This window comes from Streptomyces sp. NPDC040622, assembly GCF_055593965.1.
The window spans coordinates 398,928-420,665 of the sequence record NZ_JBVIXD010000003.1 but is presented as its reverse complement, the minus strand read 5'-3'; the positions used below and the strand labels follow the sequence as shown (position 1 = coordinate 420,665).

Annotated in this window: 18 protein-coding genes; 6 read left to right on the top strand and 12 right to left on the bottom strand. The window is 72.7% G+C overall.

The window, feature by feature from the left end:
* Nucleotides 1–687: 687 nt before the first annotated feature.
* Nucleotides 688–2,793, top strand: coding sequence for a PhoX family protein (locus tag ACZ592_RS10305; protein WP_471581086.1), 2,106 nt, complete (start codon nt 688–690; stop codon nt 2,791–2,793).
* 79 nt (nt 2,794–2,872) lie between these two features.
* Here ACZ592_RS10305 and ACZ592_RS10300 read toward each other — a convergent pair whose 3' ends face one another.
* Nucleotides 2,873–4,108: a hypothetical protein gene (locus ACZ592_RS10300; protein WP_471581085.1), complete on the bottom strand. Its 1,236-nt coding sequence runs from the start codon at nt 4,106–4,108 to the stop codon at nt 2,873–2,875.
* A 200-nt stretch (nt 4,109–4,308) separates the two neighbouring features.
* A complete protein-coding gene (locus ACZ592_RS10295; RefSeq protein ID WP_471581084.1) occupies nt 4,309–5,283 on the bottom strand; it encodes a LysR family transcriptional regulator in 975 nt (324 codons plus the stop codon).
* Nucleotides 5,284–5,503: 220 nt separating this feature from the next.
* Here ACZ592_RS10295 and snpA point away from each other — a divergent pair, with 220 nt between their 5' ends.
* Nucleotides 5,504–6,175, top strand: coding sequence for a snapalysin (gene snpA, locus ACZ592_RS10290; protein WP_471581083.1), 672 nt, complete (start codon nt 5,504–5,506; stop codon nt 6,173–6,175).
* A 95-nt stretch (nt 6,176–6,270) separates the two neighbouring features.
* On the opposite strand, the gene ACZ592_RS10285 is transcribed toward snpA, so the two are convergent.
* From ACZ592_RS10285 to ACZ592_RS10265, 5 genes are all read right to left on the bottom strand, one after another.
* Entirely contained in the window at nt 6,271–8,250 is a 1,980-nt protein-coding gene (locus ACZ592_RS10285; protein ID WP_471581082.1) for an FUSC family protein, read from the bottom strand.
* Between the two features lie 44 nt (nt 8,251–8,294).
* Entirely contained in the window at nt 8,295–9,248 is a 954-nt protein-coding gene (locus tag ACZ592_RS10280) for an endonuclease/exonuclease/phosphatase family protein (RefSeq protein WP_471581409.1), read from the bottom strand.
* Between the two features lie 322 nt (nt 9,249–9,570).
* Nucleotides 9,571–10,413, bottom strand: coding sequence for a hypothetical protein (locus ACZ592_RS10275; protein ID WP_471581081.1), 843 nt, complete (start codon nt 10,411–10,413; stop codon nt 9,571–9,573).
* Between the two features lie 149 nt (nt 10,414–10,562).
* Nucleotides 10,563–11,411 (bottom strand): ABC transporter permease, encoded by an 849-nt coding sequence (locus ACZ592_RS10270; protein WP_471581080.1) that lies wholly within the window; start codon nt 11,409–11,411, stop codon nt 10,563–10,565.
* Entirely contained in the window at nt 11,408–12,487 is a 1,080-nt protein-coding gene (locus ACZ592_RS10265) for an ATP-binding cassette domain-containing protein (protein ID WP_471581079.1), read from the bottom strand. The genes ACZ592_RS10270 and ACZ592_RS10265 overlap by 4 nt, the downstream gene beginning before the upstream one ends.
* A gap of 146 nt (nt 12,488–12,633) precedes the next feature.
* Between ACZ592_RS10265 and ACZ592_RS10260 the strand changes: the two genes are divergently transcribed.
* Both ACZ592_RS10260 and ACZ592_RS10255 read left to right on the top strand, forming a co-directional pair.
* Nucleotides 12,634–13,053, top strand: a complete 420-nt coding sequence (locus ACZ592_RS10260) for an SH3 domain-containing protein (RefSeq protein ID WP_471581078.1) — start codon at nt 12,634–12,636, stop codon at nt 13,051–13,053.
* Nucleotides 13,054–13,113: 60 nt separating this feature from the next.
* Complete coding sequence (locus ACZ592_RS10255; protein ID WP_471581077.1) at nt 13,114–13,500, top strand: hypothetical protein; 387 nt, start codon at nt 13,114–13,116, stop codon at nt 13,498–13,500.
* Here ACZ592_RS10255 and ACZ592_RS10250 read toward each other — a convergent pair.
* The gene (locus ACZ592_RS10250) at nt 13,476–14,903 is read right to left on the bottom strand and encodes an MFS transporter (RefSeq protein WP_471581076.1); all 1,428 of its coding nucleotides are present in this window, start codon (nt 14,901–14,903) and stop codon (nt 13,476–13,478) included. The two genes, ACZ592_RS10255 and ACZ592_RS10250, sit on opposite strands and share 25 nt — an antisense overlap.
* A 101-nt stretch (nt 14,904–15,004) precedes the next feature.
* On the bottom strand, nt 15,005–16,312 hold the full coding sequence (locus ACZ592_RS10245; protein WP_471581075.1) for an SGNH/GDSL hydrolase family protein: 1,308 nt from the start codon (nt 16,310–16,312) through the stop codon (nt 15,005–15,007).
* Between the two features lie 153 nt (nt 16,313–16,465).
* Between ACZ592_RS10245 and ACZ592_RS10240 the strand changes: the two genes are divergently transcribed.
* Together ACZ592_RS10240 and ACZ592_RS10235 are read left to right on the top strand one after the other, a co-directional pair.
* Nucleotides 16,466–17,374, top strand: coding sequence for a LysR family transcriptional regulator (locus ACZ592_RS10240; RefSeq protein WP_471581074.1), 909 nt, complete (start codon nt 16,466–16,468; stop codon nt 17,372–17,374).
* 212 nt (nt 17,375–17,586) lie between these two features.
* A complete protein-coding gene (locus ACZ592_RS10235) occupies nt 17,587–18,216 on the top strand; it encodes a MarC family protein (RefSeq protein ID WP_471581073.1) in 630 nt (209 codons plus the stop codon).
* Nucleotides 18,217–18,494: 278 nt separating this feature from the next.
* Here ACZ592_RS10235 and ACZ592_RS10230 read toward each other — a convergent pair whose 3' ends face one another.
* From ACZ592_RS10230 to ACZ592_RS10220, 3 genes are all read right to left on the bottom strand, one after another.
* Nucleotides 18,495–18,983, bottom strand: a complete 489-nt coding sequence (locus tag ACZ592_RS10230) for a DUF7144 family membrane protein (protein WP_471581072.1) — start codon at nt 18,981–18,983, stop codon at nt 18,495–18,497.
* Nucleotides 18,984–19,255: 272 nt separating this feature from the next.
* A complete protein-coding gene (locus tag ACZ592_RS10225) occupies nt 19,256–20,251 on the bottom strand; it encodes an SGNH/GDSL hydrolase family protein (protein ID WP_471581071.1) in 996 nt (331 codons plus the stop codon).
* 112 nt (nt 20,252–20,363) lie between these two features.
* Complete coding sequence (locus tag ACZ592_RS10220; RefSeq protein ID WP_471581070.1) at nt 20,364–21,581, bottom strand: abortive phage infection protein; 1,218 nt, start codon at nt 21,579–21,581, stop codon at nt 20,364–20,366.
* Between the last annotated feature and the right edge of the window lie 157 nt (nt 21,582–21,738).

Here is a 21,738-nt window from a genome sequence, read left to right as displayed (position 1 = left end):
GCCGGCTTCGCCTCGGCGTCCGGCGCGGACGTCGGCTTCGTTACAGGCCCTCGGCCAGGATCCGGTTCCGGGGACGGGTTCGGGACCGAGACGTTGTCGAACGCCGCTGCCACCAAGTCGTCGACCGCCGAGGGGGACGGCTCCTGGCTGGGGGACGGGAGCGACGCCTTGGGGGGCGGGGTCGGCTCGGGCGAGGGGGACGGGAGCGTCACCGCCTCCGGGGACGGCCCCGGCTCCGGCGTGGTCGTCGCACGCTCAGGCTCCCGTGCCTCCGGAACGCTCTCCTTGCGTGACCGTCCGAACGCGTTCCGCAGGCGGTTCAGAATGCCCATGTGCGCAACCCTTCGCGTGAGTTGATTCCCGAAAATCCCTGGCCAGGGCGGACACGTAAGGTTAGCCGCCGCTGTACGCGATCTTGGGCAGGGTCGCCCTCCGTCACCCGCCCGAACCACCGCGCCGAACATCTTCCGGTGCCGCGCCCCGCGCCGCCCCCGGACACCTTCGCGGCAACTCCCTCCCATGCGCCACGGATTCACCCTCCGTTCACCCGCAGGCCCCCGCGCTGCCGGAACCCGCACCTAGCCTCACGGCGGAATCAAGCCACGTCCCGGAGCACGCCAGAACGGCGGGCCCGCCACACCGACGAGCACGCCACAACGGCGGGCACGCCACAACGACGGAGGACCCGTGCGCAAGCTGCTGCCGATCATGACCTCGCATCAGGGGAGCGGCGGCCGTTCCGCCCTGACCTGCCGGTTCCGCTGTGGTGACGCCTGTTTCGGCGAGGTGCCCAACACCAGCGAGAACGCGTACGTGGGCGACGTCATCGCCGGTGCGCTCAGCCGCCGTTCGATGATGCGCGCCACCGCCGTCGTGACCGTCGCCACCGCGGCGGGCGGCGCCGTCATGGCGGGTCCTGCCGCTCCCGAGGCGGCCGCCGCGCCCGCCGCCGGCGCGCCCCAGGGCCACCACGGTGGCCGGAAGAGCGAGGGAGCGCGCGGGCTGAGGTTCGCGCCCGTCGCGCCGAACACCGCCGACACCGTCACGGTCCCCGCGGGCTACGAGCAGAACGTCGTCATCCGCTGGGGCGAGCCCATCCTGCGCGGCGCGCCCGCCTTCGACGCGGACCGGCAGTCCGCCAAGGCCCAGGCCGGGCAGTTCGGTTACAACAACGACTTCCTGAGCCTGCTGCCGCTCCGCCGTGAGCTCGGGCGTCAGGTCCTGGTCGCCAATCACGAGTACACGGACGAGATCCTGATGTTCAAGGGGTACGACCCCGCGAACCCGACCCGCGAGCAGGTCGAGATCGCCTGGGCGGCGCATGGGCTCTCCGTCGTCGTGGTGGAGGGGGAGCGGCGGAGCGGGAAGCTGCGGGCCGTCTCCCGGCACCAGCTCAACCGGCGCCTGACCGCCACCAGCCGGTTCCGTCTCGCGGGCCCGGTCGCGGGCAGCGAGCTCGTCCGTACGAAGGCCGACCCGCGCGGCACCACCGTCCTCGGCACCCTCAACAACTGCTCCGGCGGCACCACCCCGTGGGGCACGACGCTGCACGGCGAGGAGAACTTCAACCAATACTTCGCCAATGCGGAGAAGGTGAGCGACCCCACGACCGCCGCCCGCCTCAAGCGGTACGGCGTCGTCGGCGGCGCGTCCGAGCGCAAGTGGGAGCGGTTCGACGACCGCTTCGACCTCGCGAAGGAGCCCAACGAGGCCAACCGGTTCGGCTGGGTCGTCGAACTCGACCCGTACGACCCGCAGTCGACCCCGCGCAAGCGCACCGCGCTCGGCCGCTTCAAGCACGAGGCGGCCCAGCCGCGCCTGACGCACGACGGCCGGCCGGTCGTGTACATGGGTGACGACGAGAAGTTCGACTACTTCTACAAGTTCGTCAGCAGCAAGCGCGTGGCCAGGGGCACCTCGCGGTCCGCGCACGAGCACAACCTCACGCTGCTCGACGAGGGCACGCTGTATGTCGCCCGGCTCACCGGAGACTCCCCCGCGGACCAGATCGACGGGAAGGGGACGCTGCCCGCCGACGGCGAGTTCGACGGCAGCGGCACGTGGATCCCGCTGGCCACCGCGGGGCCCGGCGGCAAAGCCGTCTCGCACGTGGACGGCATGAGTGCCGAGGAGGTGTACGTCTTCACGCGGCTCGCCGGTGACAAGGTCGGGGCGACGAAGATGGACCGTCCCGAGGACATCGAGCCGTCGCCGCACACCGGCAAGGTGTACGTCGCGCTCACCAACAACTCCGACCGGGGCAAGGCGGGCAAGGCCGGCGCCGACGAGGCCAACCCGCGCAACCTCAACAAGCACGGGCAGATCCTGGAGCTGACCGAGCGCCGCGACCGGGCGGAGGCGACGACGTTCGCCTGGTCGCTCTTCCTCGTCGCGGGCGACCCGGAGGACCCGGCCACGTACTTCGCGGGTTTCCCCAAGGACAAGGTCAGCCCGATCTCCTGCCCCGACAACGTCGCCTTCGACCCGCACGGCAACCTGTGGATCTCCACGGACGGCGCCCAACTCGGCTCGCACGACGGCCTGTTCGGTGTCGCCACGCGCGGTGACCGGCGCGGTGAGCTCAAGCAGTTCCTGACCATGCCGACCGGCGCGGAGACCTGCGGTCCGCTGGTCCAGGACCGGCGCGTGGTCGTCGCCGTGCAGCACCCGGGCGAGGTCGACGGGGCGTCGGTGGAGAAGCCGGCGAGCGCCTGGCCCGACGGTCCCGGCCGGATCGTCCGCCCGTCGGTCGTGTCGGTGTGGCGCGAGGACGGCCGCGACATCGGCGTCTGACGCGCGGCGCGCGACACACGACGAGGGGCACTCCGCGCGGTTCGCGGGGTGCCCCTCGTCACGTACGGCCCGGTCCTGGTCAGCCGTTCTGCTTGCGGCGGTAGACCGCGAAGCCGAGGCCGGCCGCGCCGAGCGCCGCCATGCCGCTGCCCGCGGCGATCAGCGGGGTGTCGTCGGAGGCCGACGCGACGCCGTCGGCGCCGGCCTTGACGCCGCCCTTCGGGACGACCTGGTCGGAGCCGTTGCGCGGCTGCGGCTTGGCGGTGTGGCCGTTGGTGTTGCCGTGCGTCTTGCCGTCGACCCAGCCCTTCATGGTGCCGTCGGGGTTGAGCACGAAGTGGGCGCCGTTGTGCTGCCCGTACGCGGCCTTGTCACCGGACTGCTTCAGGGTGTCCCAGACGGTCTTCCTGCCGGAGTCGGGCGCCTTGGCGAGCAGGTCGGCCTCGTAGCCGCCCTTGACCTTGTAGACCTTGGCGTCGAAGCCGGTGCCGCCGAGGTCGTGGTACTCGCGGACGAAGGTGCGCTTCTCCGGCTGCGGCTTCGGCGGGGTGGGCTTGCCGCCCTTCATGGTGATGGTGCCGTCGGCCGCGAGCGTGAAGGTGTTGCCGTCGATCTTGGTGGTCGCGGGGTTCACGTACGCGGAGAGGGAGCCCTTGGCCTTGCCGTTGAGGGATATGGCGGCCTTGGCGGTGCGCGCGGAGCCGTTGATGTCGACCTTGGCGGTCCAGCCCTTGCCGAGGTCCTTGGTGCCGAGCGAGGTCCAGCCGCCGGGGACGGGCTTGTCCTTGTCCTTCTGCTTGTCCTTGTCCTGGTCGACCAGCTTGGCGGTGACGGAACCGTCGGGCGAGAGCGTGAAGGTGCTGCCGTTGATCGAGGTCGACGCGGACTTCTCGTACGCGGTGAGCGAGCCCTTGGCGGCGCCGTTCAGGGAGATCGTGGCCTTGGCGGTACGGGCGGAGCCGTTGATGTCGACCTTGGCGGTCCAGCCCTTGCCGAGGTCCTTGGTGCCGAGCGAGGTCCAGCTGCCGGGGACGGGCTTGTCCTTGTCCTTGTCGGTCTGGTCCTTGTCGGTCTGGTCCTTGCCCGAGTCGTCCTTGCCCGTCTCGTCCTTCTTGTTCTCGTCCGGGCTGGTCTTGTCCTGGCCCTGGTCCTTGCCGGACTGGTCCTGGTTGCCCGACTGGTCGTCCTGCGCGACCTGGCCGTGCGGGGCCGACGGGGCGTCCGCGGCGAAGGCGGCCGTCGTCGGGACCGCGAGCGCGGCGATGGCTCCGGTGGCGATGGCGGCGGTACGGAAGGTACGGCGGGTGGCGCGCATGGTGGTTCCTCGTTGCTACTGGGCGAGATATCCGAGTTTCTGGAGCTTCTTCTGCTTGTGCCCCCTTTGCGGTGGCGACAGAGAGGAAGCTACGACCGCCATGTGTGCGTCATCCGTCGGAAACGTAACAAGTGGCCGCAGGCCGTGACCCAGTACCGTAAAACGGGAAAAAGTGCAGGTCAGAGGGTGTTTGCCGAAGGTCACCTGCTGGCGGGGACCAACGTCCCGCCGGAGGTTCCCCGGGCGTCGCCGGCCCGCAGCAGCCAGTCGGTGTAGGCGGGTGCCTGGCGTGCGGCTTCCCAGTAGGAGGCCTCCAGCTCCCCGTACACCGCGTCGATCTCCTCCTCGGTGCGCGCGGCCAGTACGAGGCGGACGCCGAGGGGGTCGCCGTAGAGGGGGCGCACGGCCATGTCGGCCCTGCCGAACGAGGTCGGCTGGCACAGGGTGACGACTTCGCCGGTGGCGACCAGGGAGGCCGCGGTGAGGTAATCGCCGTGCAGGACACGGGGGTTGAGGCCGGCCGCGGTCAGGACGCGGCGCAGGCCGTCCCATTCGCCGTCGACGGTGGGATCCACCATCCAGCGGTCCTCGGCGAGGTCGGAGAGGCGTACGACGGGGCGGCTCGCGGCCGGGTGGTCCGCGGCCAGGGAGACGAACTGGGGTTCGCGGTCCAGGAGTACCCGTCTTCGCAGGCTCTCCGGCATCCGCAGCGGGCAGCCCTCCACCTCGTGCACGAAGGCGATGTCGAGGTGGCCGGTCGAGACCATGCGCAGCAGCGCGTTCGCGGACACGTCCATCTGGAGCGACATCTCGAACCCGGGCAGCCGTACGCGCAGCTTGCGCAGCCAGCCCGGTATGGCGCGGCTCGCGGTGGAGCCGATGCGCAGCTGCGGTCCCTCGGCGGTACGGGCGGCGGCCGCCTTGGTCTCGGCGACCAGGGCACGCATCTCCGTGACGAGGGGGCGGGCGCGGCTGAGGACGACCCGGCCCAGCTGGGTCGGGCGGCAGCCGGTGCGCTCGCGCGAGAAGAGCTGCCCGCCGAGCGCGTGCTCGATCCGCCGCAGCTGGGTCGTCAACGACGGCTGGCTCATGCCGAGCTGGCGTGCGGCCTTGTGCAGGCTGCCGGTGTCGGCGATGGCGCACAGCGCGCGGAGGTGCCTGACCTCGAGCTCCATGGTCGATGAGCGTAGAGCCGCTGCGGCCGCCGCACCAGACACCCAAACCCCCTGAGAACCAGCCGTTCTGGGCAGGCCGGGAGTGGGTGATAGGGCCGTGCTATCGCGAGTTGCCATCATTCCCATGGGCCCCACGCTCCCCGACACTCACATGCACCGAACCGTTCACCTTTCATCGACCGCCCCATCGGTCGTGGAACGAGTAGGGAGCCCCCCACACATGAACAAGCGTTACCTGTCTGTCGCGGCCGTCCTCGGCCTCACCGTCGCCGGACTCGGCGCGACCTCGGCCTCCGCCGCGACCGCTTCGATCGACTCCGCGTCGGCGACCACCGCCACGTCCTCGTACGCCGAGTACCAGGGCTCGGCCGCGGAGGCCAAGGCCAACAAGGCGTTCTTCGAGGCCGTCGTGAAGGCGGTCGCCGAGAAGCGCGCGGCCAACCCCGGCGCGAAGTCCGTGACCGTCACCTACGACGCGTCCGGTGCCCCCACCTTCGCCCAGCAGATAGCCAGCTCCACGTCCATCTGGAACGGCGCCGTCTCCAACGTGAAGCTTCAGGAGGGCAGTTCGGGCGCGAGCTTCGAGTACCGCGAGGGCGACGACCCGCGCGGCTCGTACGCGAGCACGGACGGCCACGGAAGCGGCTACATCTTCCTGGACTACGCGCAGAACCAGGAGTACGACTCGACCCGCGTCACCGCCCACGAGACCGGGCACGTGCTCGGCCTGCCGGACACGTACGACGGGCCGTGCACCCAGCTGATGTCGGGCGGCGGCCCCGGCCCGTCCTGCACGAACTCGCAGCCGGACGCGACGGAGCGGGGGCAGGTCGACCAGCTGTGGGCGAACGGTCTCGCGAAGGCGCTCCACAAGGTGAACGCGGCACGCTAGCGCCGTGCTGTAACGGACAGTGAGGTTGTCGGGGAGCTGCGGACCGGTCCCGGCCGGTCGCGCGGTTCCCCGCACCCCTTTGTGGGGCGTGGCCGCTAAGGAACCTGCGGCGACGCGATCGCTCTCGCCGCGCCCACCTCCTGGCGCAGCGGTTCAAGGACGCTGTCCTTCGGGCCCACCGTGAACGTCGTGTCGACCTCCATCAGGGTGTCCGACGCGCGTAGGCCCACCGCCAACTCGCGCAGCTCGCGGGAGACTTCGGCCACCTCGTCGGGGGCCGGGGCCGGGGCGCCGTGCCGGATGCGGACCCGCGCCGCGGTCGTGGCGTCCAGGATGCGTTCGACGGCGACGACCAGCGGCCACCACGCGGCGGCCCGCGTCCCGGTGGGCGGCGGCTCGGTCAGGGCGCGCTGGAACTCGGAGCGGATGACGGACAGGTCGCGGTAGAGGCGCCGGCGCATGCGGGCGCGGGCCGCCGGGTCCTCCGGGGTGCCGAACGCGCAGTCGACGTACGAGGCCGTGTCGGCCACCGCGTCGGCGAGCCGGTCGCCGATCCGTGTGCCCCAGCTCTCCGGCCAGAGCAGATAGCCCGCGACGAGCGCGATCGCGCAGCCGATCAGGCTGTCCACCAGGCGGGGCAGGACGAGGCCGAGGCCCTGGTGGTTGAGGAGGTCGGAGAGCAGCAGGATGACCGGGGTGATCGCCGCCGTCTGGTAGCCGTAGCCGCGTGTGGTGAGGGCGGGGATGAGCGGGGCGAGCAGCATCATCACCGGCACGTCCCACCAGCCGTGCGGCACCTGGCTGAGGACGGCGGTGGCGACGACGAGCCCCGCGGCCGTGCCGATCGCGCGCAGGATGGCGCGGGAGAAGACCGAGCCGAAGTCGGGCTTGAGGACGAACGTGATGGTGAGGGCCACCCAGTACGACCTGGGCACGTCGATGAGCGAGACCAGGGACTGGGCGATGCCGATGCAGAGCGCGAGCCGCAGGCCGTAGCGCCAGGACGCGCTGGACAGGACGACGTTGCGGGCGGCGCGGCGGGCCCGTACGCGCAGGGCGGCGGGATGGCCGAGGCGGTCGTCGCTCTCGATGACGCCCAGCGGGTCGGGGTCGCCGAGGGTCTCGGTGACGTGCCGCAGGGCGTGGGCGAGGGCGCGCCGCGAGGCGTCGTCGGGCTCGTCGAAGCCGGGGGCGGGCGGCGCGGGGCGGGCGTACTGGACGGCGTCGGCCAGGTCGCGCAGCGCGGCGGCCACCTTGTCGGGCAGGTGGACGTTGCCGTGAAGGGCCGCGTGGTGGGCGGCGGGGGCGGCCTCCAGGACGGGGACCAGCGCGTTCAGCTGGGCGACGAGCCGGACCAGGTCGGGGTTGCGGCCGTGGTCGCGGGCGCGCCGGGCGAGGACGAGGTCGTAGCTCTGGTTGAGGGACGCGGTCACGGCGGTGCGCGCCTCGCCGTACCCGTCGGTGCCCGCCGCGTCGAGGAGGTCGGCCACCGAGCGGTAGGAGGCGGCGACGGCGGCGCGTTCGGGGACGCCGGAGCGCAGCGGCCAGGCGAGCAGCGCGAGCAGCAGGACGAGGAGTCCGCCGCCGGTCATCAGGAGGGGCGCGAGCCACCACTGGCCGGGCATCGGGAGCCCGGCGCCGACCACGCAGTTCAGGAGCAGGAGCAGCCCGGACACGGAGGCGACGGCGCCGATCGTCGACATCATCCCGGAGACCAGGGCGACGAAGGTGACCGCGCCGACCGCGAACCAGCCGTGGCCGAAGACGAGCGTGCCGAGGGTGACGCCGAGGGCGCCGAAGAGCTGCGGCACGGCGATGTTGAGGATCCGCATGCGGTAGGCGTCGGCGGTGTCGCCGATGACTCCGGAGAGGGCGCCCATCGCGGCGAGCGCGCCGTACGAGGGCCGTCCCGCGAGGATGCCGACGGCCAGCGGCAGCGACATCGCGAGGGAGGCGCGGGCCACGGCGGCCCAGGGGATGGGTGCGGACTGCGGTTTGAGGGACCTGACCAGCCAGTCGGGTGGGGTGAGCGGGCTCAGTGAGACCGGACGGGCGGGGCGGGACTCTCGGGGCATCTGCCCATTATCGGCGTTTTACGTAACGTGCCCGGGCCGGTGGATCAACGCTCTGTTTCCGGCTTGTGCAGAACCAGCGTGACCGCGAGGGCCCGGTGGTCGGTCTGCCCGATGTCCAGGAAGCGGGCGTCGCGGGCCGCGAAGTCCGGCGTGGCGAGGACGTGGTCGATCTGCGCGCCGAGCGGCGAGGGCACGGCGGCGGGCCAGCTCGGGGCGCGCGGGCTCCCGGCGAGGCGGGCGGCGTCGCGCAGCCCCTCGTCCAGGATCGAGCGGAACGCGGCGTGGTCCTGGGTGGCGTTGAAGTCCCCGGCGACGATCGTGGGCCTGCCGTCGCCCCCGGCCGCGTAGTCCTGGAGGCCCCGCAGCTCCGAGCGCCACAGGCCGACCTCGCGGGGCATCGGCGGCATGGGGTGCGCGAGCTGTACGCGGACGGGGTGGCCTGCGACGTCGGCGACGGCACCGGGCATGCCGAGGGTGCCCTCGATGCCCCGCGCGCCCTTCAGCGGGACCTTGGCGAGGATGACGGAGCCTTCGGCGCCGGTCGCGTCGTGGGCCGCGCGGTAGGGGTAGTCGGCGTGCGGCAGCTCCTTGCGGAGCAGGGCGGCGCAGGCGCGGTCGCACTCCTCGACGAAGAGCAGGTCGGGCCGCTCCTCGCGGACCGCGTCGACGAGTGACCGGGTGCCCTGCCCGAACTCGACGTTGGAGGTGAGGACGCGCAGTTCGGCGACGGCGTCCCCGCTCGGCTCGTCGGTGTTCCCGTACGGCTCCATGTACCAGGCCAGGAGGCCAAGGACGACGACGCCCCACAGCATGCCGGTGCGCCAGCGGCCGAGGAAGGCCATCAGGAGGCCGGCGACGGCGGGCGCGAGCAGCCAGGGCAGGAAGGCGAGCAGCTGCGGCACGGGCGTGAACCCGTCGGAGTCGGCGACGCGGAACCCGAGGACGGTGCTGACCGCCGCCAGCAGCAGCGCGGCGCCCCACGCGGCGGCCCGCCCCACGCGCCGTGGCGCCCGCTCGTCGAAGTCCTCTTCGGCGGCGGGGGCGAGGGTCGCGCCGCGAGCGGTGTACGTGCCGCCCGCTCGGCCCGTGCTGCCCGCTCCGCGCGTGCCGCCCGATCCGCCCGCTCCACCCGTACTGTCCGTGCTGCCCAAGGGAAGGGGCCTCTCGTCGTCACCGGATACCGCTTGTCGCTGCCCGAATCCTCCCTCAGAGACGGGGCGGGGCGGACGACGGTTGCCCGTGGCGCTCAGGACCTGCGCGGGGAACTCGCCGCCAGGGTTTCCGGGGGCCGGGGCGGGCAGACCGCGCCCTGCGCGGGCGTCACGCCACGCGGGCCGGGCCGGCCCGCCGGTTCCGGCGCGCACGCGGTACGAGCCACGCCGCGAGCGCCACGAGCACGCCCACCCCGATGATCACCCAGGCCGTCACCCGCAGCGTCTCGGTCAGCGCGTCGTAGACCGCGCCCGCCGCGTCGTGGGAGATGTCGGCGGGCAGGTCGTCGAGGGCGAGCGCGCGGCCGACCGCGACGAGGACCGCGAGGACCGCGGCGCCGAGGGCCACGGCGAGGGCGACACCGGTCAGCGCCGCCCGGCGGCGGCGCGCGAGCAGGACCGCGGCGACGGCCAGGACGGCCGCCGCCACCGCGGGCCAGACCCCGGCCACCTGCAGCGCGTGGAAGATCTCCGCCGCGCCGCCGAGGTCCTTGGACTGCAGGATGGTGATCTCGGTGTGTTTCACGGGGATCTTCGAGGCGAACGGCACGCCGTCGTCGGTCAGTTGCTGCTTGACCTGCTCGGTGATGGGAGCGAGGTCGATGGTCACCTCGCCGTTCGCTTCGTCGTCGTTCAGGGCGGACTGCACGGCGTCGTGCGCCGCCCGGTTCGCCGCCTCCCAGGCCGTCTTGAACGCCGCCGTCTCGGAGAACGAGCTCACCGCGTCGCGTACGAACGACGTGACCGTGCCCTGCAGCGGGCCGACGTCGATCTCCTTCATCACCGAGTCGGTCACCGCGTCCGCGACCGCCGTGCGCACCGCGGGGTCGGCGGCCAGCGGCGCCATCGTGGCGACGTAGCTGTCCCGGTCCCCGATCTCGTACTTCGCCCAGATGGAGAGCGCGCCGAGCGGGACGAGGAGGAAGACCAGGAGGGCGAGGACGAGCAGCACGGGGGACGGGACACCCCGGGCGCGGGAGGTCCCTGGCTCACGACGGACGGTTTTCGGCACGCATCCAAGGCAAGGCCCCGGCCGCGCGGGGCGCGACCGGGGCGACTGCATATGGGGCAACGGAGTCCGCCGCAGGCGGCGGCGCCGGGCTACTTGCGGTTGTACAGACGCATCGTCACCGGCCCGAAGACCGCGACCAGGAGCAGCGCCCAGCCGAACGTCCACATCAGTGCCGACGTCGGCGACGTGCCGTCCATCAGGGCGCGGACCGCCGACGAGACGTGGGTGATGGGGTTGTTGTTGACGAAGGCCTGCAGCCAGCCCGGCATCGTCTCGGGCTTCACGAAGATGTCGCTGAGGAAGGTCAGCGGGAAGATCACCATCATGCTGACGCCCATCACCGACTTCTCGGTGCGCAGGAGCAGCCCGAACATCGTCCAGATCCAGGAGAAGGCGAACGAGAAGACGAGCAGGACGGCGATGCCGGCCACGACGCCCACGAAGCCGCCGTCCGGCCGGAAGCCCATGATCAGGCCGACGGTCAGGATCACCACGGAGGCGATGGCGTAGCGCAGGGCGTCACCGAGGAGGTAGCCGACCATCGTCGAGGGCCGCCAGATCGGCAGCGTGCGGAAGCGGTCGAAGACGCCCTTGGTGATGTCGGTGTTGACCGAGACGCCCGTGTACATCGTGATCATGACGACGGACATCACGAGGATGCCGGGCAGCAGGTACTGGATGTACTCGCGCGGCGACCCGGCGAGCGCGCCTCCGAAGAGGTACGTGTACATCAGCACCATCATGATCGGGAACGCCGTGACGTCGAAGAGCTGCTCCGGTACGTGCTTGATCTTCAGGATGGCGCGCCAGCCGAACGTCAGGCAGGCGGAGAGCGCGGTCGGCCGGGGCGGGCGCTCGGTGGCGATGAGGAGCTCGGCGAGGGACTCGGTCCTGACGGGGGCGAGGTCCTGGGTCTCGGTGGGGGCGGTGACGCTCATGCCGTGGCCTCTTCCTTCAGGTCGGTCGCGGGGTTCCGGGGCGCGGCACCTCCGGGCGCGGCACCCTGGTGGGTGGCGTCCGTGCCGGTCAGGGCGAGGAAGACCTCGTCCAGGCTGGGCTGGCCCAGCGAGAAGTTGTCGACGGTGATGCCGGCGCGGGCCAGCTCGGCGAGGGCCCGCGAGGCCTGCTCGGCGGCGTCCCGACCGTCCGCCCGCCCGTCCGCCGGGCCCTGCGCTCCGCCCGCCGCCCGGCCGCCCTGCGCGCCCACCCGGGCCGTCAGGGCGACCGGGTCCGGCTCCAGCTGCACCTCCGCGTCGAGCACCGCACCGAGCAGCCGCGCGGCCTCCTCGCGCTGCGCGGCGTCCCGCAGGCGTACGTGGACCGAGCCCGCGCCCACGGACGCCTTCAGCTCGCCCTTGGTGCCCTCGGCGATGACCTTGCCCCGGTCGATGACGGCGATGCGGGCCGCCAACTGGTCGGCCTCGTCCAGGTACTGGGTGGTGAGCAGGACGGTCGTGCCGTGCGCGACGACCGCGCGCACGATGTCCCAGACCTGGTTGCGGCTGCGCGGGTCGAGGCCCGTCGTCGGCTCGTCGAGGAAGAGCAGGTCGGGGGTGTTGAGGATGGACGCGGCGATGTCGATGCGGCGCCGCATGCCGCCGGAGTAGTTCTTCACCTGGCGGGCGGCGGCCTCGGTCAGGCCGAAGGCGTCGAGGAGCTGTCCGGCGCGGTCGCGTGCCGCCTTCTTGTGGTGGCCGGTCAGGCGGCCGAGCAGGACCAGGTTCTCGGTGCCGGTCAGGTCCTCGTCGACGGACGCGTACTGCCCGGTGAGGCTGACCCGGCCGCGCACGGCGTCCGCCTCGCGCACCACGTCGTGGCCGAAGACGTGCGCCTCCCCGCCGTCGGGGCGCAGCAGCGTGGCGAGCATCTTGACCGCCGTGGTCTTGCCCGCGCCGTTCGGCCCGAGGACGCCGTAGACCGTGCCTGCCGGGACGGTGAGGTCGATGCCGTCGACCGCGCGGTTGTCCCCGAAGGTCTTGACCAGACCCGCGGTCTCGATGGCCATGGTGCTCATGTCCGCCCGCCCTTTCGAATGAAATCCGTCATGGGGGCAGACCGCGGCGGCCCCGGAAACTCATCGCACCACCGCTCCCGGTCCGGCTCCGGTGGAGGGCTGGGCCGAACGGGTGTTTCCTGGATGGGGGGGCGAGGAGGCCGATCATGCGCATCGCTCTGAGCCTGGGGGCGGTGGCCGCCGCGGCCGTCCTGACCGCGGGAAACGCCGTCGCCGCCACCGCCGCGACATCCACGAGCCCCGCCCACGACGGCGGCGGAGTCATCTGGGGCACCGTCGTCTCCGGCCCCGATCTGCACGTCAGGGACCGGCCGAGCACCGGCGGCGAGGTCGTCGCGATGCTTCCGTACGGGAGCCAGGACCGCGTGGAATGCGCCACCTCGGGCACCGCCGTGTTCGGGGACCCGTCCTGGTACTGGCTGGTCGGCGTCCGCGGCTGGGTGAGCGCGGCCTACGTCGACACCGGCGGCCGTCACGTCCCGAGCTGCTCCGCCGCCGACCCGTGTCCGCAGTGGCGCGACCGGGACTGCCACCAGGACCCCTGCGACCACCGGAACCACCACTGAGCCACCCACCCGCCGTCGATCGGCGGCGCACCCGCTCTGTCCCCCACGGAAGGAACCGTCATGGCACACGCCGCACCCGTCTACTCCGTGCCCGTCGGGAGGGCCGGCGCGACCGCCCGCTGGGCGGGACCGCTGCTCCTGGCCGTCGTCTACGGCCTCTGGGCCGCCTCGATCCGGCGGGACGCAGGACCGATCACCACCGGCAACGTCCTGTTCGGCGTCGTCACGGGCCTGATCGTCGGCGCCGTCTTCGTGGCCCTGCACCGGGTGGCACCGGCGCTGCCCCGCGAACTGCGCGCCCTGGCGTGGACGGCGTTCGCGGGGATCGCGTTCGGCTTCCTGTACAGCCTCACCGACGCCAGCGTGCTGAGGTCGGTGGTGATGTCCCTCGTGGTGTCGGCCGGAGTGTTCACCGCGGTGTTCTACCGGTACTGCACGACGGAGTGAGCGCGCCGCAGCGACCGCGCCGCGAGCAGTGAACCGACGAGCACCAGCAGGGAGTTGACGAGGACGGCGGCCCGCACGCCGGATAGCACGGCGTCGGCCGTCGTCCCCGTGCCCATCCGGGCGGAGGCGATCGCGCTCATCACCGGGATGCCGAGGGCGATGCCGACCTGCTGGGTCATCGTGGCGAGCCCGGTGGCCAGGCCCTGTTCGGAGTCGGGCAGGCCGGACGTGGCGGTCACCATGAAGCCGACGATGAGCAGCATGTTGCCGACGCCGCCGACGAACGTGGCCGCGAGCAGCAGGGACAGCCAGCCCTCCGAGGTGCCGAGCGCGACCAGGGAGAGGGTGGCGGCGGCCTGGACCGCGCCCCCGGCGAGGATCGTGTTCCCGCTGCCGAACCGGCCGACCGCACGGCCGCCGAGCGTGCCCCCGACGACGGTGCCGATGCCGAGGACGCCGAAGGCGAGACCGGTGGCGAGCGCCGAGTGGCCGAGGACTTCCTGCAGGTAGAGCGTCAGGAGGAAGACCAGCGACGTCTCGGTGGCGAAGGCGATCAGGCCCGCCGCGTTGCCCACGACGACCGTGCGGCGCCGCATGACACGGACGGGCACGAGGGGCGCGGGCGAGCGCTGTTCCACGCACCAGAAGGCGACGAGCAGCGCCGCGCCCGCGAGCAGCGTGCCGAGCGCGAGGGGATCGCGCCAGCCGCTCTCGCCGGCCCGGGTCAGTCCGTACACGAGGGCGAGCAGTCCGCCGGTGACGGTGACCGCGCCCGGCAGGTCCAGGCGGTGCTTGCAGACGATCCGGGAGTCGGTGAGCAGGGCCGGCGCGAGGGCTGCGACGGCCGCGGCGACCGGCACGTTGACGAGGAACGCCCAGCGCCAGGAGAGCAGTTCGGTGAGCAGGCCGCCGAGGACGGCGCCGGTGGTGAAGCCCGCCGACATCAGCGCGCCGTTGAGGCCGAGCGCCCGGTCCCGCAGCGGCCCCTCGCGAAACGCGGTGGTGAGCAGGGCGAGCCCGGCGGGCGTGACCGCGGCGGTCGCGAGGCCCTGCAGCACCCGGGCGGTGAGCAGGACCTCGGGGGTGGTGGCGAGACCGCCGAGCGCCGAGGAGAGCCCCAGCAGCGCCGTGCCGCCGATGAAGAGCCGCTTGCGCCCGAAGAGGTCGGCGATCCGGCCGAGGAGGAGCGTGCACCCGGCCGCGGCGAGCGCGAAGGCGGTGGCGATCCACTGGAGGTGGGCGAGCGGGAAGCCGAGGCCGTCGCCGATCACGGGCAGGGCGACGTTCAGGATGGAGAAGTCCACGGCGATCATGAACTGGGAGCCGAGGAGGAGGGTCAGGACGAGTTTCTGACGGCCGGTCATGCGGGGGGTCGCGACCGGCGCGGGGGCGGTGGTGGCCATGGCTGGATGACTCCCGTCGTCTCGGAACGGATCAGCTCGGAACGGATCAGCTCGGAACGGATCAGCTCGGAACAGATCAGCTCAGAACAAATCCGCGTGGATCAGAGCGATCCGAGATCGACCGCGCGGGCCATCGCCCGGTATCCCGCGTCGTTCGGGTGCAGGTGGTCGCCGCTGTCGTACGCGGGCGCGATCCGCTCCGGGTCCTCCGGGTCGGCGAGCGCCTTGTCGAAGTCGACGTACGCGTCGTACTCGCCGGACGTGCGCACCCAGTGGTTGAACTCGTCGCTGACGGCGGCCGCGTGCTCGCCGTAGTGGTCGGAGCCGCCGAGCGGGAGCAGTGTGGCGCCGACGGCCCGCACGCCCTTGGCGCGGGCCTCGCGAATCAACGTCCGGTGCCCGTCGATGAGTTCGCGGGCGGAGACGACGGGGGCGGGCTTGTAGGTCGGCTTGTCGGTCTCGCTGTAGCCGATGTCGTTGAGGCCTTCGAGGACGACGACCGTGCCGACGCCGGGCAGGTCGAGGGCGTCCCGCGAGAAGCGGTTGGCGCTCCTGTCGCCGTACCAGGCGGAGTCGTTGAGGACCATGTTGCCGCCGATGCCGGAGTTGAGGACCGGGCGCCGGTCGCCGGACTTGGCGAGGCGTTCGGCGAGGGCGTCGGACCAGCGGCGGTTGTGGTCGGTGGAGGAGGCGAAGCCGTCGGTGATGGAGTCGCCGAAGAGGACGACGCCGTCGCGCCGCCGCTGCTTCTCGCCGCTGACGTCGACGCCGGAGAGGTAGTACCAGGACTCCGTCGACTCGCCGAACGCGCCGGCGCCGGTGTCGGTGGTGCGGTCGCCCTGGGCGCGGTAGCTGGTGGCGAAGGACTGGGCGTGGAAGGTGGCGGGGCCCGTGGTGCCCGCCAGGTGCAGGGTGACGGTCACGGACTCGAAGGCGTCGAGGTCCAGTCCGGCCGCGTCACTGGAGAGCTGGCGGCCGGCCGGGACGGTGACGGATGGCTTGCCGTCGAAGGTGAGCCGCCGGACCGAGCCCTTCTCGACCGCCGCCCCCTTCTCCGTACGGGCGATGGTGGCGCTCTCGATGCGCAGCGGCGAGGCGCCGTAGGCGTTGGAGAGGCGGATGCGGGCCCTGTCGCCGCCCTCGGTGACGCGGACGACCTGGCGCAGGGTCTGGCCGTCGAATCCGGCCTCCGACCAGTTGGGCTCGAAGCCGGCGCTGGGCCGCTGCGGCGAGGTGGCCCAGGCCGCCGTCCACGCGGCCCCCTTCCCGCCCTCGTGGCGGCCGGGCGAGGCCTGGGCGCCGGTGACGGCGAGGCCCGCGGTCAGGGCGAGGGCGGTGGCGGCGGCGGCGACGGCGAGAGAGGTGCGGGCGGTGCGGGGGGTGCGGGGGGTGCGGACGCGCGAAATCATCACAGGCTCCAGGGAGTTGAGGGGGTGAGCGTCGGCTCGGCGGTCACCGTCCTGACTCCTCAAAGATCCGCCGATCGCCCTGCCCCATCAACGGCGATCCGTGAAACGATCGACGCGCTCGTGCTTATCGATGCAGGTCACAGGGGGTATGCGATGGAACGGCAGGAGCTGGAGACCTTCCTGACGCTGGCGGAGGAGCTGCATTTCGGCCGCACCGCCGAGCGCCTGGTGCTCTCCCAGGCCCGGGTCAGCCAGACGGTGAAGAAGCTGGAACGCAAGATCGGCGCCCCGCTCTTCGAGCGCACCAGCCGGGTCGTGCGGATGTCACCGCTGGGCCGTCAGCTGTACGAGGATCTGGCGCCGCTGCACAAGGAGATGGACGCGGCCGTGGCGCGCGCCAAGGACGCCGCGCGGGGTGTCGACGGCGAGCTGCACGTCGGCTTCCTCGGCGCGGGCGCGGGCACGCTGACCGCCCCGGTCCTCGCCACGTTCCGGGAGCGCTTCCCCGGCGTCGAGGTGCGGATGCGCGAGACGCAGTTCCAGGACCCGCTGGGCGCCCTGCGCTCCGGCGAGGTCGACCTGCTCTTCACCTGTCTGCCCGTCCAGGAGCCCGACCTGACCGTCGGCCCGGTCGTCATCAACGAACCGAGGATGCTCGCGATGCCCCTCGGCCACCCCCTCGCCGGTCGGACGTCCGTGTCCCTGGAGGAGATGGCGGGGGAGACGTTCTTCGGTGTGGTGAACGGCGCGCCCGCGTACTGGTGGGACTTCCACGTGCCGCCCCGCACGCCGTCCGGACGGGAGATCCGCCGCGGGCAGGACGTCGCGTCCTTCCAGGAGCTGATGACGCTGATCGGGGCGGGCCGGGGGATCTCGCCGGTGGTCGCCTCCGTGGAGAAGTACTACGCGCGGCCCGGCGTCACCTTCGTACCGCTGACGGACGTGCCGGACGCGGAGGTGGCGCTGATCCACCGCACGGCCGGCGTCTCGGCCCGCACGGAGGCGTTCGCGCAGGCGGTACGGGACACGGTGGCGGCCCACGGGGGGCCCGCGCCGTTCTGACGTCCGCCCTGCCGGGGCCGGCGCCGTTCTGGCGTCCGCCCTGCCGGGGCCGGCGCCGTTCTGGCGTCCGCCCTGCCGGGGCCGGCGCCGTTCTGGCGTCCGCCTCGCCGGGGCCCGCGCCGTTCTGTCCGCCCGCTACGGAATGCCGCTGGTGCGGAACCCCGCGCGGCGCTTCACCGGGATCCGTGTGCCGCCCCGGCAGGATGCCGTGCGTGACCGCTCTCAGCTATTCCGCCGCATTCATCACGTTCTTCTCCGTGGTCGGGCCGCCCAAGGTGCTGCTCGCCTTCGCCGGGCTCGCGCAGAACCATCCGACGTCCGAGCTGCGCCGGATCGCCGTGCTCTCCTCGGCGGCCGCGGTCGTCGTCGGCCTGGTCACCGGCATCGCCTCGCCCTGGCTCCTCGACCTCTTCCACATCTCCACGCCCGCGCTCCAACTGGCGGGCGGCGTCATCTTCTTCCTCTACGCCGTCGGGCTCGTCCTCGGCGTCCACCTCGGCACGGAGGGCCCTGGCGACGACGCTCCCGACCTGGTCAGCGGGGTGCGACAGCTCCTCATGCCGTACGTGGTGAGCCCGCTGGCGATGACCGCCGTACTGATCGAGGGCGCGGCCCGCGACTCCTGGACGTGGCGCTCCACGGTCGTCGGCGCGTACGTCACCGTGATCGCCATCGACCTGCTCTGCGTGGTGCTCCTGGCCCGTGTCCTGCGCCGTACGCACCACGCCACGATCGAACTCCTCGGCAGGCTCCTGGGCCTGCTGCTCGCCGCGGTCGGCGTGGATCTGGTGCTCGACGGCCTGGCGGCGCTCGGCGTACCGGTCGGACGCGGCGGCCACTGAGCGGCGGACGGGGTCCGCGGAGCCCCCACGGGCCCGGCACAGGTCCGCGAGCCGTTTCCCCACCGCCCACGCCTCCGCCGCCGTGCACCCGGCGAGGACCGGGTCGCGCCCCACCGCACGCGCGGCGAGCTCCGCGGCGGTGCAGAAGTTCACGGCCCCCGGAGCGCCATGGTGTGCGGCCGGCACACGGCGGCGCCCGCCGCCATCGGTTCCACGCCCTGCGGCGAGGTCCACTTGGCGACGGGCCGGCCGGAGAGCTCCCCGACGGCCGCCATCCGTCAGGCGACGGGCCGGTCCGAGCGATCGGTGCACAGCGCCCAGATCACGAAGACGCCGATCGCGATGGAGATGAGCGCCCAGACGGGCGTGTACGGCAGCCACAGGAACTGCGCGACGATCGCCAGCGCCGCCAGCGCGACGCCGCCCGCCTTCGCCCAGCTCGCGCCCTTGAGGATGCCCCAGCCCATGACGGCCACGAGAATGCCGAGGACCAGGTGGATCCAGCCCCACGTGGTGAGGTTGAACTTGTAGACGTAGTCGCCGATCCGCTCGTAGACGTCGTCCTTGGCGATGCCCGCGATGCCCTCGAAAATGCCGAGGATGCCGTTCACCAGCATCAGGACACCGGCGAACATGGTGCCGCCCGACGCCCACGCGGCCTCGGACCCGCCGTGCTTGTGGTGCGGCTGGTTCGGCTGATGCGGTGCGCTGCCGCCGGGCCCCGTGGTGCCGGGGCCGCTGCTCTCGGGCGCTGTCGCACTGCTCATGGCCACCCCATTCTCTTCTTCACGGTCAGGGACTCACAGCCTGTGACGGCACTCGAGGGGCGGCGACCGGGGCAGGGCCGAACGGGTGAGTCCCGCCCGCGGTGAGTCCCGCCCGCACCGGTGACCTCCAGGCAGAGCCGGAACGGCACGCCGTCATGGGGCGCGAGGGGCTGCTTGGCGGCGCGTACGGGCTGCGGTGCGTTGTCGGCGGCGAGAAGGCGGTCGCGCTGCGCGGGGGCGGCCCACGCGGCGTCGCCGACCCGGGTCGTCGGCTAGGACGCGCCCGCCAGGGTCCGGGTGATCTCCGAGGCCATCCGCCGGATGCCCGGCGAACGCACCGGGCAGGGACGGGACTTGGCCGTGGTCGGGGCGAGGCAGAAGTGCAGGTAGTCCTTGCCCCGGTGCAGGGCGGTGCGGCCCGTGCCGGGCTCCGTGCAGTACGCCGGGTTCTTCGTCTCGTACGACGTGCACGGCAGCTTCTCCACCCACGTGTACCGGCCCGACGCGGGGGCGACCGCCTTGCCCGCGTCGGCGACGAGCCCGCCGGAGGCCTCGGCCTGCGCCCGGTAGACCTCGTTGACGCGGCGTACCCGGTCGGGCGTGATCGGGTCGGGCCCCTGGAGCACCCAGACGACGCGGGGCCGGTGCGAGCCGCCCGCGCCGGCGATCTGCGCGGCCAGCTTCCGCGCGTCGGCCGCGTACCGCGCGAAGTACCGCTCGCGCTGCTCGTCGTACGTGATCCCGTCCATGCAGGGCGTGTAGCCCCAGGCGTTGCCCCAGAACTGCAGCACCACGTAGTCCGGCCGCTCGGCCCGCACGAGCGCGGCGGCCTTGTCCTTGTCGGGTACGAGGGAGTCCTTGCCGGTGCCGTCGAGGTAGTCGCAGAGGGTGGTGCCGGAGTAGGGCGCGCTGCGGTAGCGGGCACCCAGCCGGCTGCGCAGGTGCCCGCCGAGCACGTCCTGGTTCTCCATGGCGAGCGAGTCCCCGAGGTAGAGCACCTTCGGGGACGGCACGGGGGCCTGCGCGGCGGGGCGGCGGGTGGTGGAGGAGGGCGGGCCGTCGTCCTCGGCCTCCCCGCTCTTCGGGGAATCCGAGGATTCCGGGGAGGCGGCGCTCTTCGGCGTACCGGAAGGCGCCCCGGAAGCCGACGCGCGCGGGGCGTCCGGGACAGCGGCCGGCGTGTCGTCCCCGTCCCCGCCCCCGGGATCCCCGCACGCCCCCAGCAGCAGCGCACACGCCACCACACCCGCACCGACCAGCTTGCGCATGTGCCAACTCCCGCCCCAGGCAGCCGAAACGGCCCTAAGGCAAACACATGCGCGGCGGCGAAGGAAGGCATCGGCCTGCCAAGTGGCAGCCTGATCAAGCGTGTTGGCCAGGTCAGTGGCGTTCGGCCCGCTCGAAGCGGCGGGCCAGCGCCCGGAAGGACTCCTTCGGCTCCCAGTGCCAGGGCGACTCCGGGTCGTCCGGGCGCTTCCTGATCGTCTTGGTGAGGCTGTAGCTCGCCGTGTCGAGGTCGTGCCGCGGGTCGCCGGGGCGGTGCGGAAGCTCGGGGCTGAGGAAGTTGTAGACCAGCGCGGCATGCAGGTTCATGGACTCGAAGACGTCGAAGACGTCCGAGAGGTACGCGGCCTGCGTGCGCTCGCTGCGCTTGAGGCCCGCGGTGATCTCCGGGGGCTCCTTGGTGTAGTCGACGGCCTCCAGCCACCCCATGCCGCCGTCCTGGGGCGCCCCCTCGTACGTGCAGGACCCGCACTCGGTGATGGCGACGGGCTTGCCCCAACGCAGGTGCGGCTTCAGCTCCTTGACGTAGTCGGCCCGGTCCCGGTGGTACCCGTAGTAATTGACGCTGACGAGGTCGAACAGGGCCCAGTCGACCTCTTCGTCGTGCGCGGCGCCGTAGGTCAGCGGCCCGTGGAAGACGGAACGGCCGGTCTTCGCCGCCCGCCCGACGAAGCTCCGCAGCTTGCGGACCATCTTCTCCGGGTCGTAGTTCCCCTTGATGATGTTCTGGACCCGCTCGGTGGCGTCGGCGCCGGGCACGATCCCGGGCACGAACAGCAGGAACTCACACCCGACGCTGAGGTACACGCGCGCCCCCTGCCGCCGCATCCGCTCCGCGTGCCGCCCGGTCTCGGCGAGGTGGTCGAGGATGTCCCGCTCCGGTACGTCCCCGAGGCGGGGCTGCAGCCAGACGTGCAGACCGCGCTCGGCGGCCTCGGACGCGGTGGCGGCGAGCCGCTCGACCCCGTCGCCGAACACGGAGACGGAGCTGGCGTGCAGCTCCCCCTTGATGGCCCGCAGATCCTTGCGCATGCGGTGCGCGTTCCAGGCGGTGGCGGCCGACTCCCCGTCCCCCACCTCGTAACAGACCCCCCGATGGGCGAGCCCCCGCCGGTCCCCTGTTCCGGCGGGGACAGCCGTCTCGGCCCCGGCCCCGGCTTCCCGGGCCCGCGCGGAAGTCCCTTCGGCGCCTGCCCGTTCCGTGCCGAGGAGCCCGCCGGTCACCGCGACGGCACCGACCGCCCCGGCGCCGGCCAGGAACCGGCCCCTGCTGAATCCCCCGCCGCTGGTACCGCTGCCGCCGTCGCCGCGCACAGTGCCTCCCGTGAACCGGTGGCGGCCCGGTGCCGCCGAACGGACCCCAGCGTCGCCGGGGGAGGAGGCCCGGCCCATCGGTCTTTGGTCTACGCGGGTGCGACGGAGGTCTGAACGGCCCGGTCGGGACGGCTACTTAGGTCGCGCGACGCCCGGC

What these genes read in the sequence shown, in the direction of transcription:
- ACZ592_RS10285 (WP_471581082.1), bottom strand. Translation starts at nt 8,250, where the DNA reads ATGCCCCGAGAGTCCCGCCCCGCCCGTCCGGTCTCACTGAGCCCGCTC.
- ACZ592_RS10245 (WP_471581075.1), bottom strand. Translation starts at nt 16,312, where the DNA reads ATGATTTCGCGCGTCCGCACCCCCCGCACCCCCCGCACCGCCCGCACC.
- ACZ592_RS10225 (WP_471581071.1), bottom strand. Translation starts at nt 20,251, where the DNA reads ATGCGCAAGCTGGTCGGTGCGGGTGTGGTGGCGTGTGCGCTGCTGCTG.
- ACZ592_RS10230 (WP_471581072.1), bottom strand. Translation starts at nt 18,983, where the DNA reads ATGAGCAGTGCGACAGCGCCCGAGAGCAGCGGCCCCGGCACCACGGGG.
- ACZ592_RS10255 (WP_471581077.1), top strand. Translation starts at nt 13,114, where the DNA reads ATGGCACACGCCGCACCCGTCTACTCCGTGCCCGTCGGGAGGGCCGGC.
- ACZ592_RS10270 (WP_471581080.1), bottom strand. Translation starts at nt 11,411, where the DNA reads ATGAGCGTCACCGCCCCCACCGAGACCCAGGACCTCGCCCCCGTCAGG.
- ACZ592_RS10240 (WP_471581074.1), top strand. Translation starts at nt 16,466, where the DNA reads ATGGAACGGCAGGAGCTGGAGACCTTCCTGACGCTGGCGGAGGAGCTG.
- ACZ592_RS10265 (WP_471581079.1), bottom strand. Translation starts at nt 12,487, where the DNA reads ATGAGCACCATGGCCATCGAGACCGCGGGTCTGGTCAAGACCTTCGGG.
- ACZ592_RS10300 (WP_471581085.1), bottom strand. Translation starts at nt 4,108, where the DNA reads ATGCGCGCCACCCGCCGTACCTTCCGTACCGCCGCCATCGCCACCGGA.
- snpA (WP_471581083.1), top strand. Translation starts at nt 5,504, where the DNA reads ATGAACAAGCGTTACCTGTCTGTCGCGGCCGTCCTCGGCCTCACCGTC.
- ACZ592_RS10250 (WP_471581076.1), bottom strand. Translation starts at nt 14,903, where the DNA reads ATGGCCACCACCGCCCCCGCGCCGGTCGCGACCCCCCGCATGACCGGC.
- ACZ592_RS10295 (WP_471581084.1), bottom strand. Translation starts at nt 5,283, where the DNA reads ATGGAGCTCGAGGTCAGGCACCTCCGCGCGCTGTGCGCCATCGCCGAC.
- ACZ592_RS10260 (WP_471581078.1), top strand. Translation starts at nt 12,634, where the DNA reads ATGCGCATCGCTCTGAGCCTGGGGGCGGTGGCCGCCGCGGCCGTCCTG.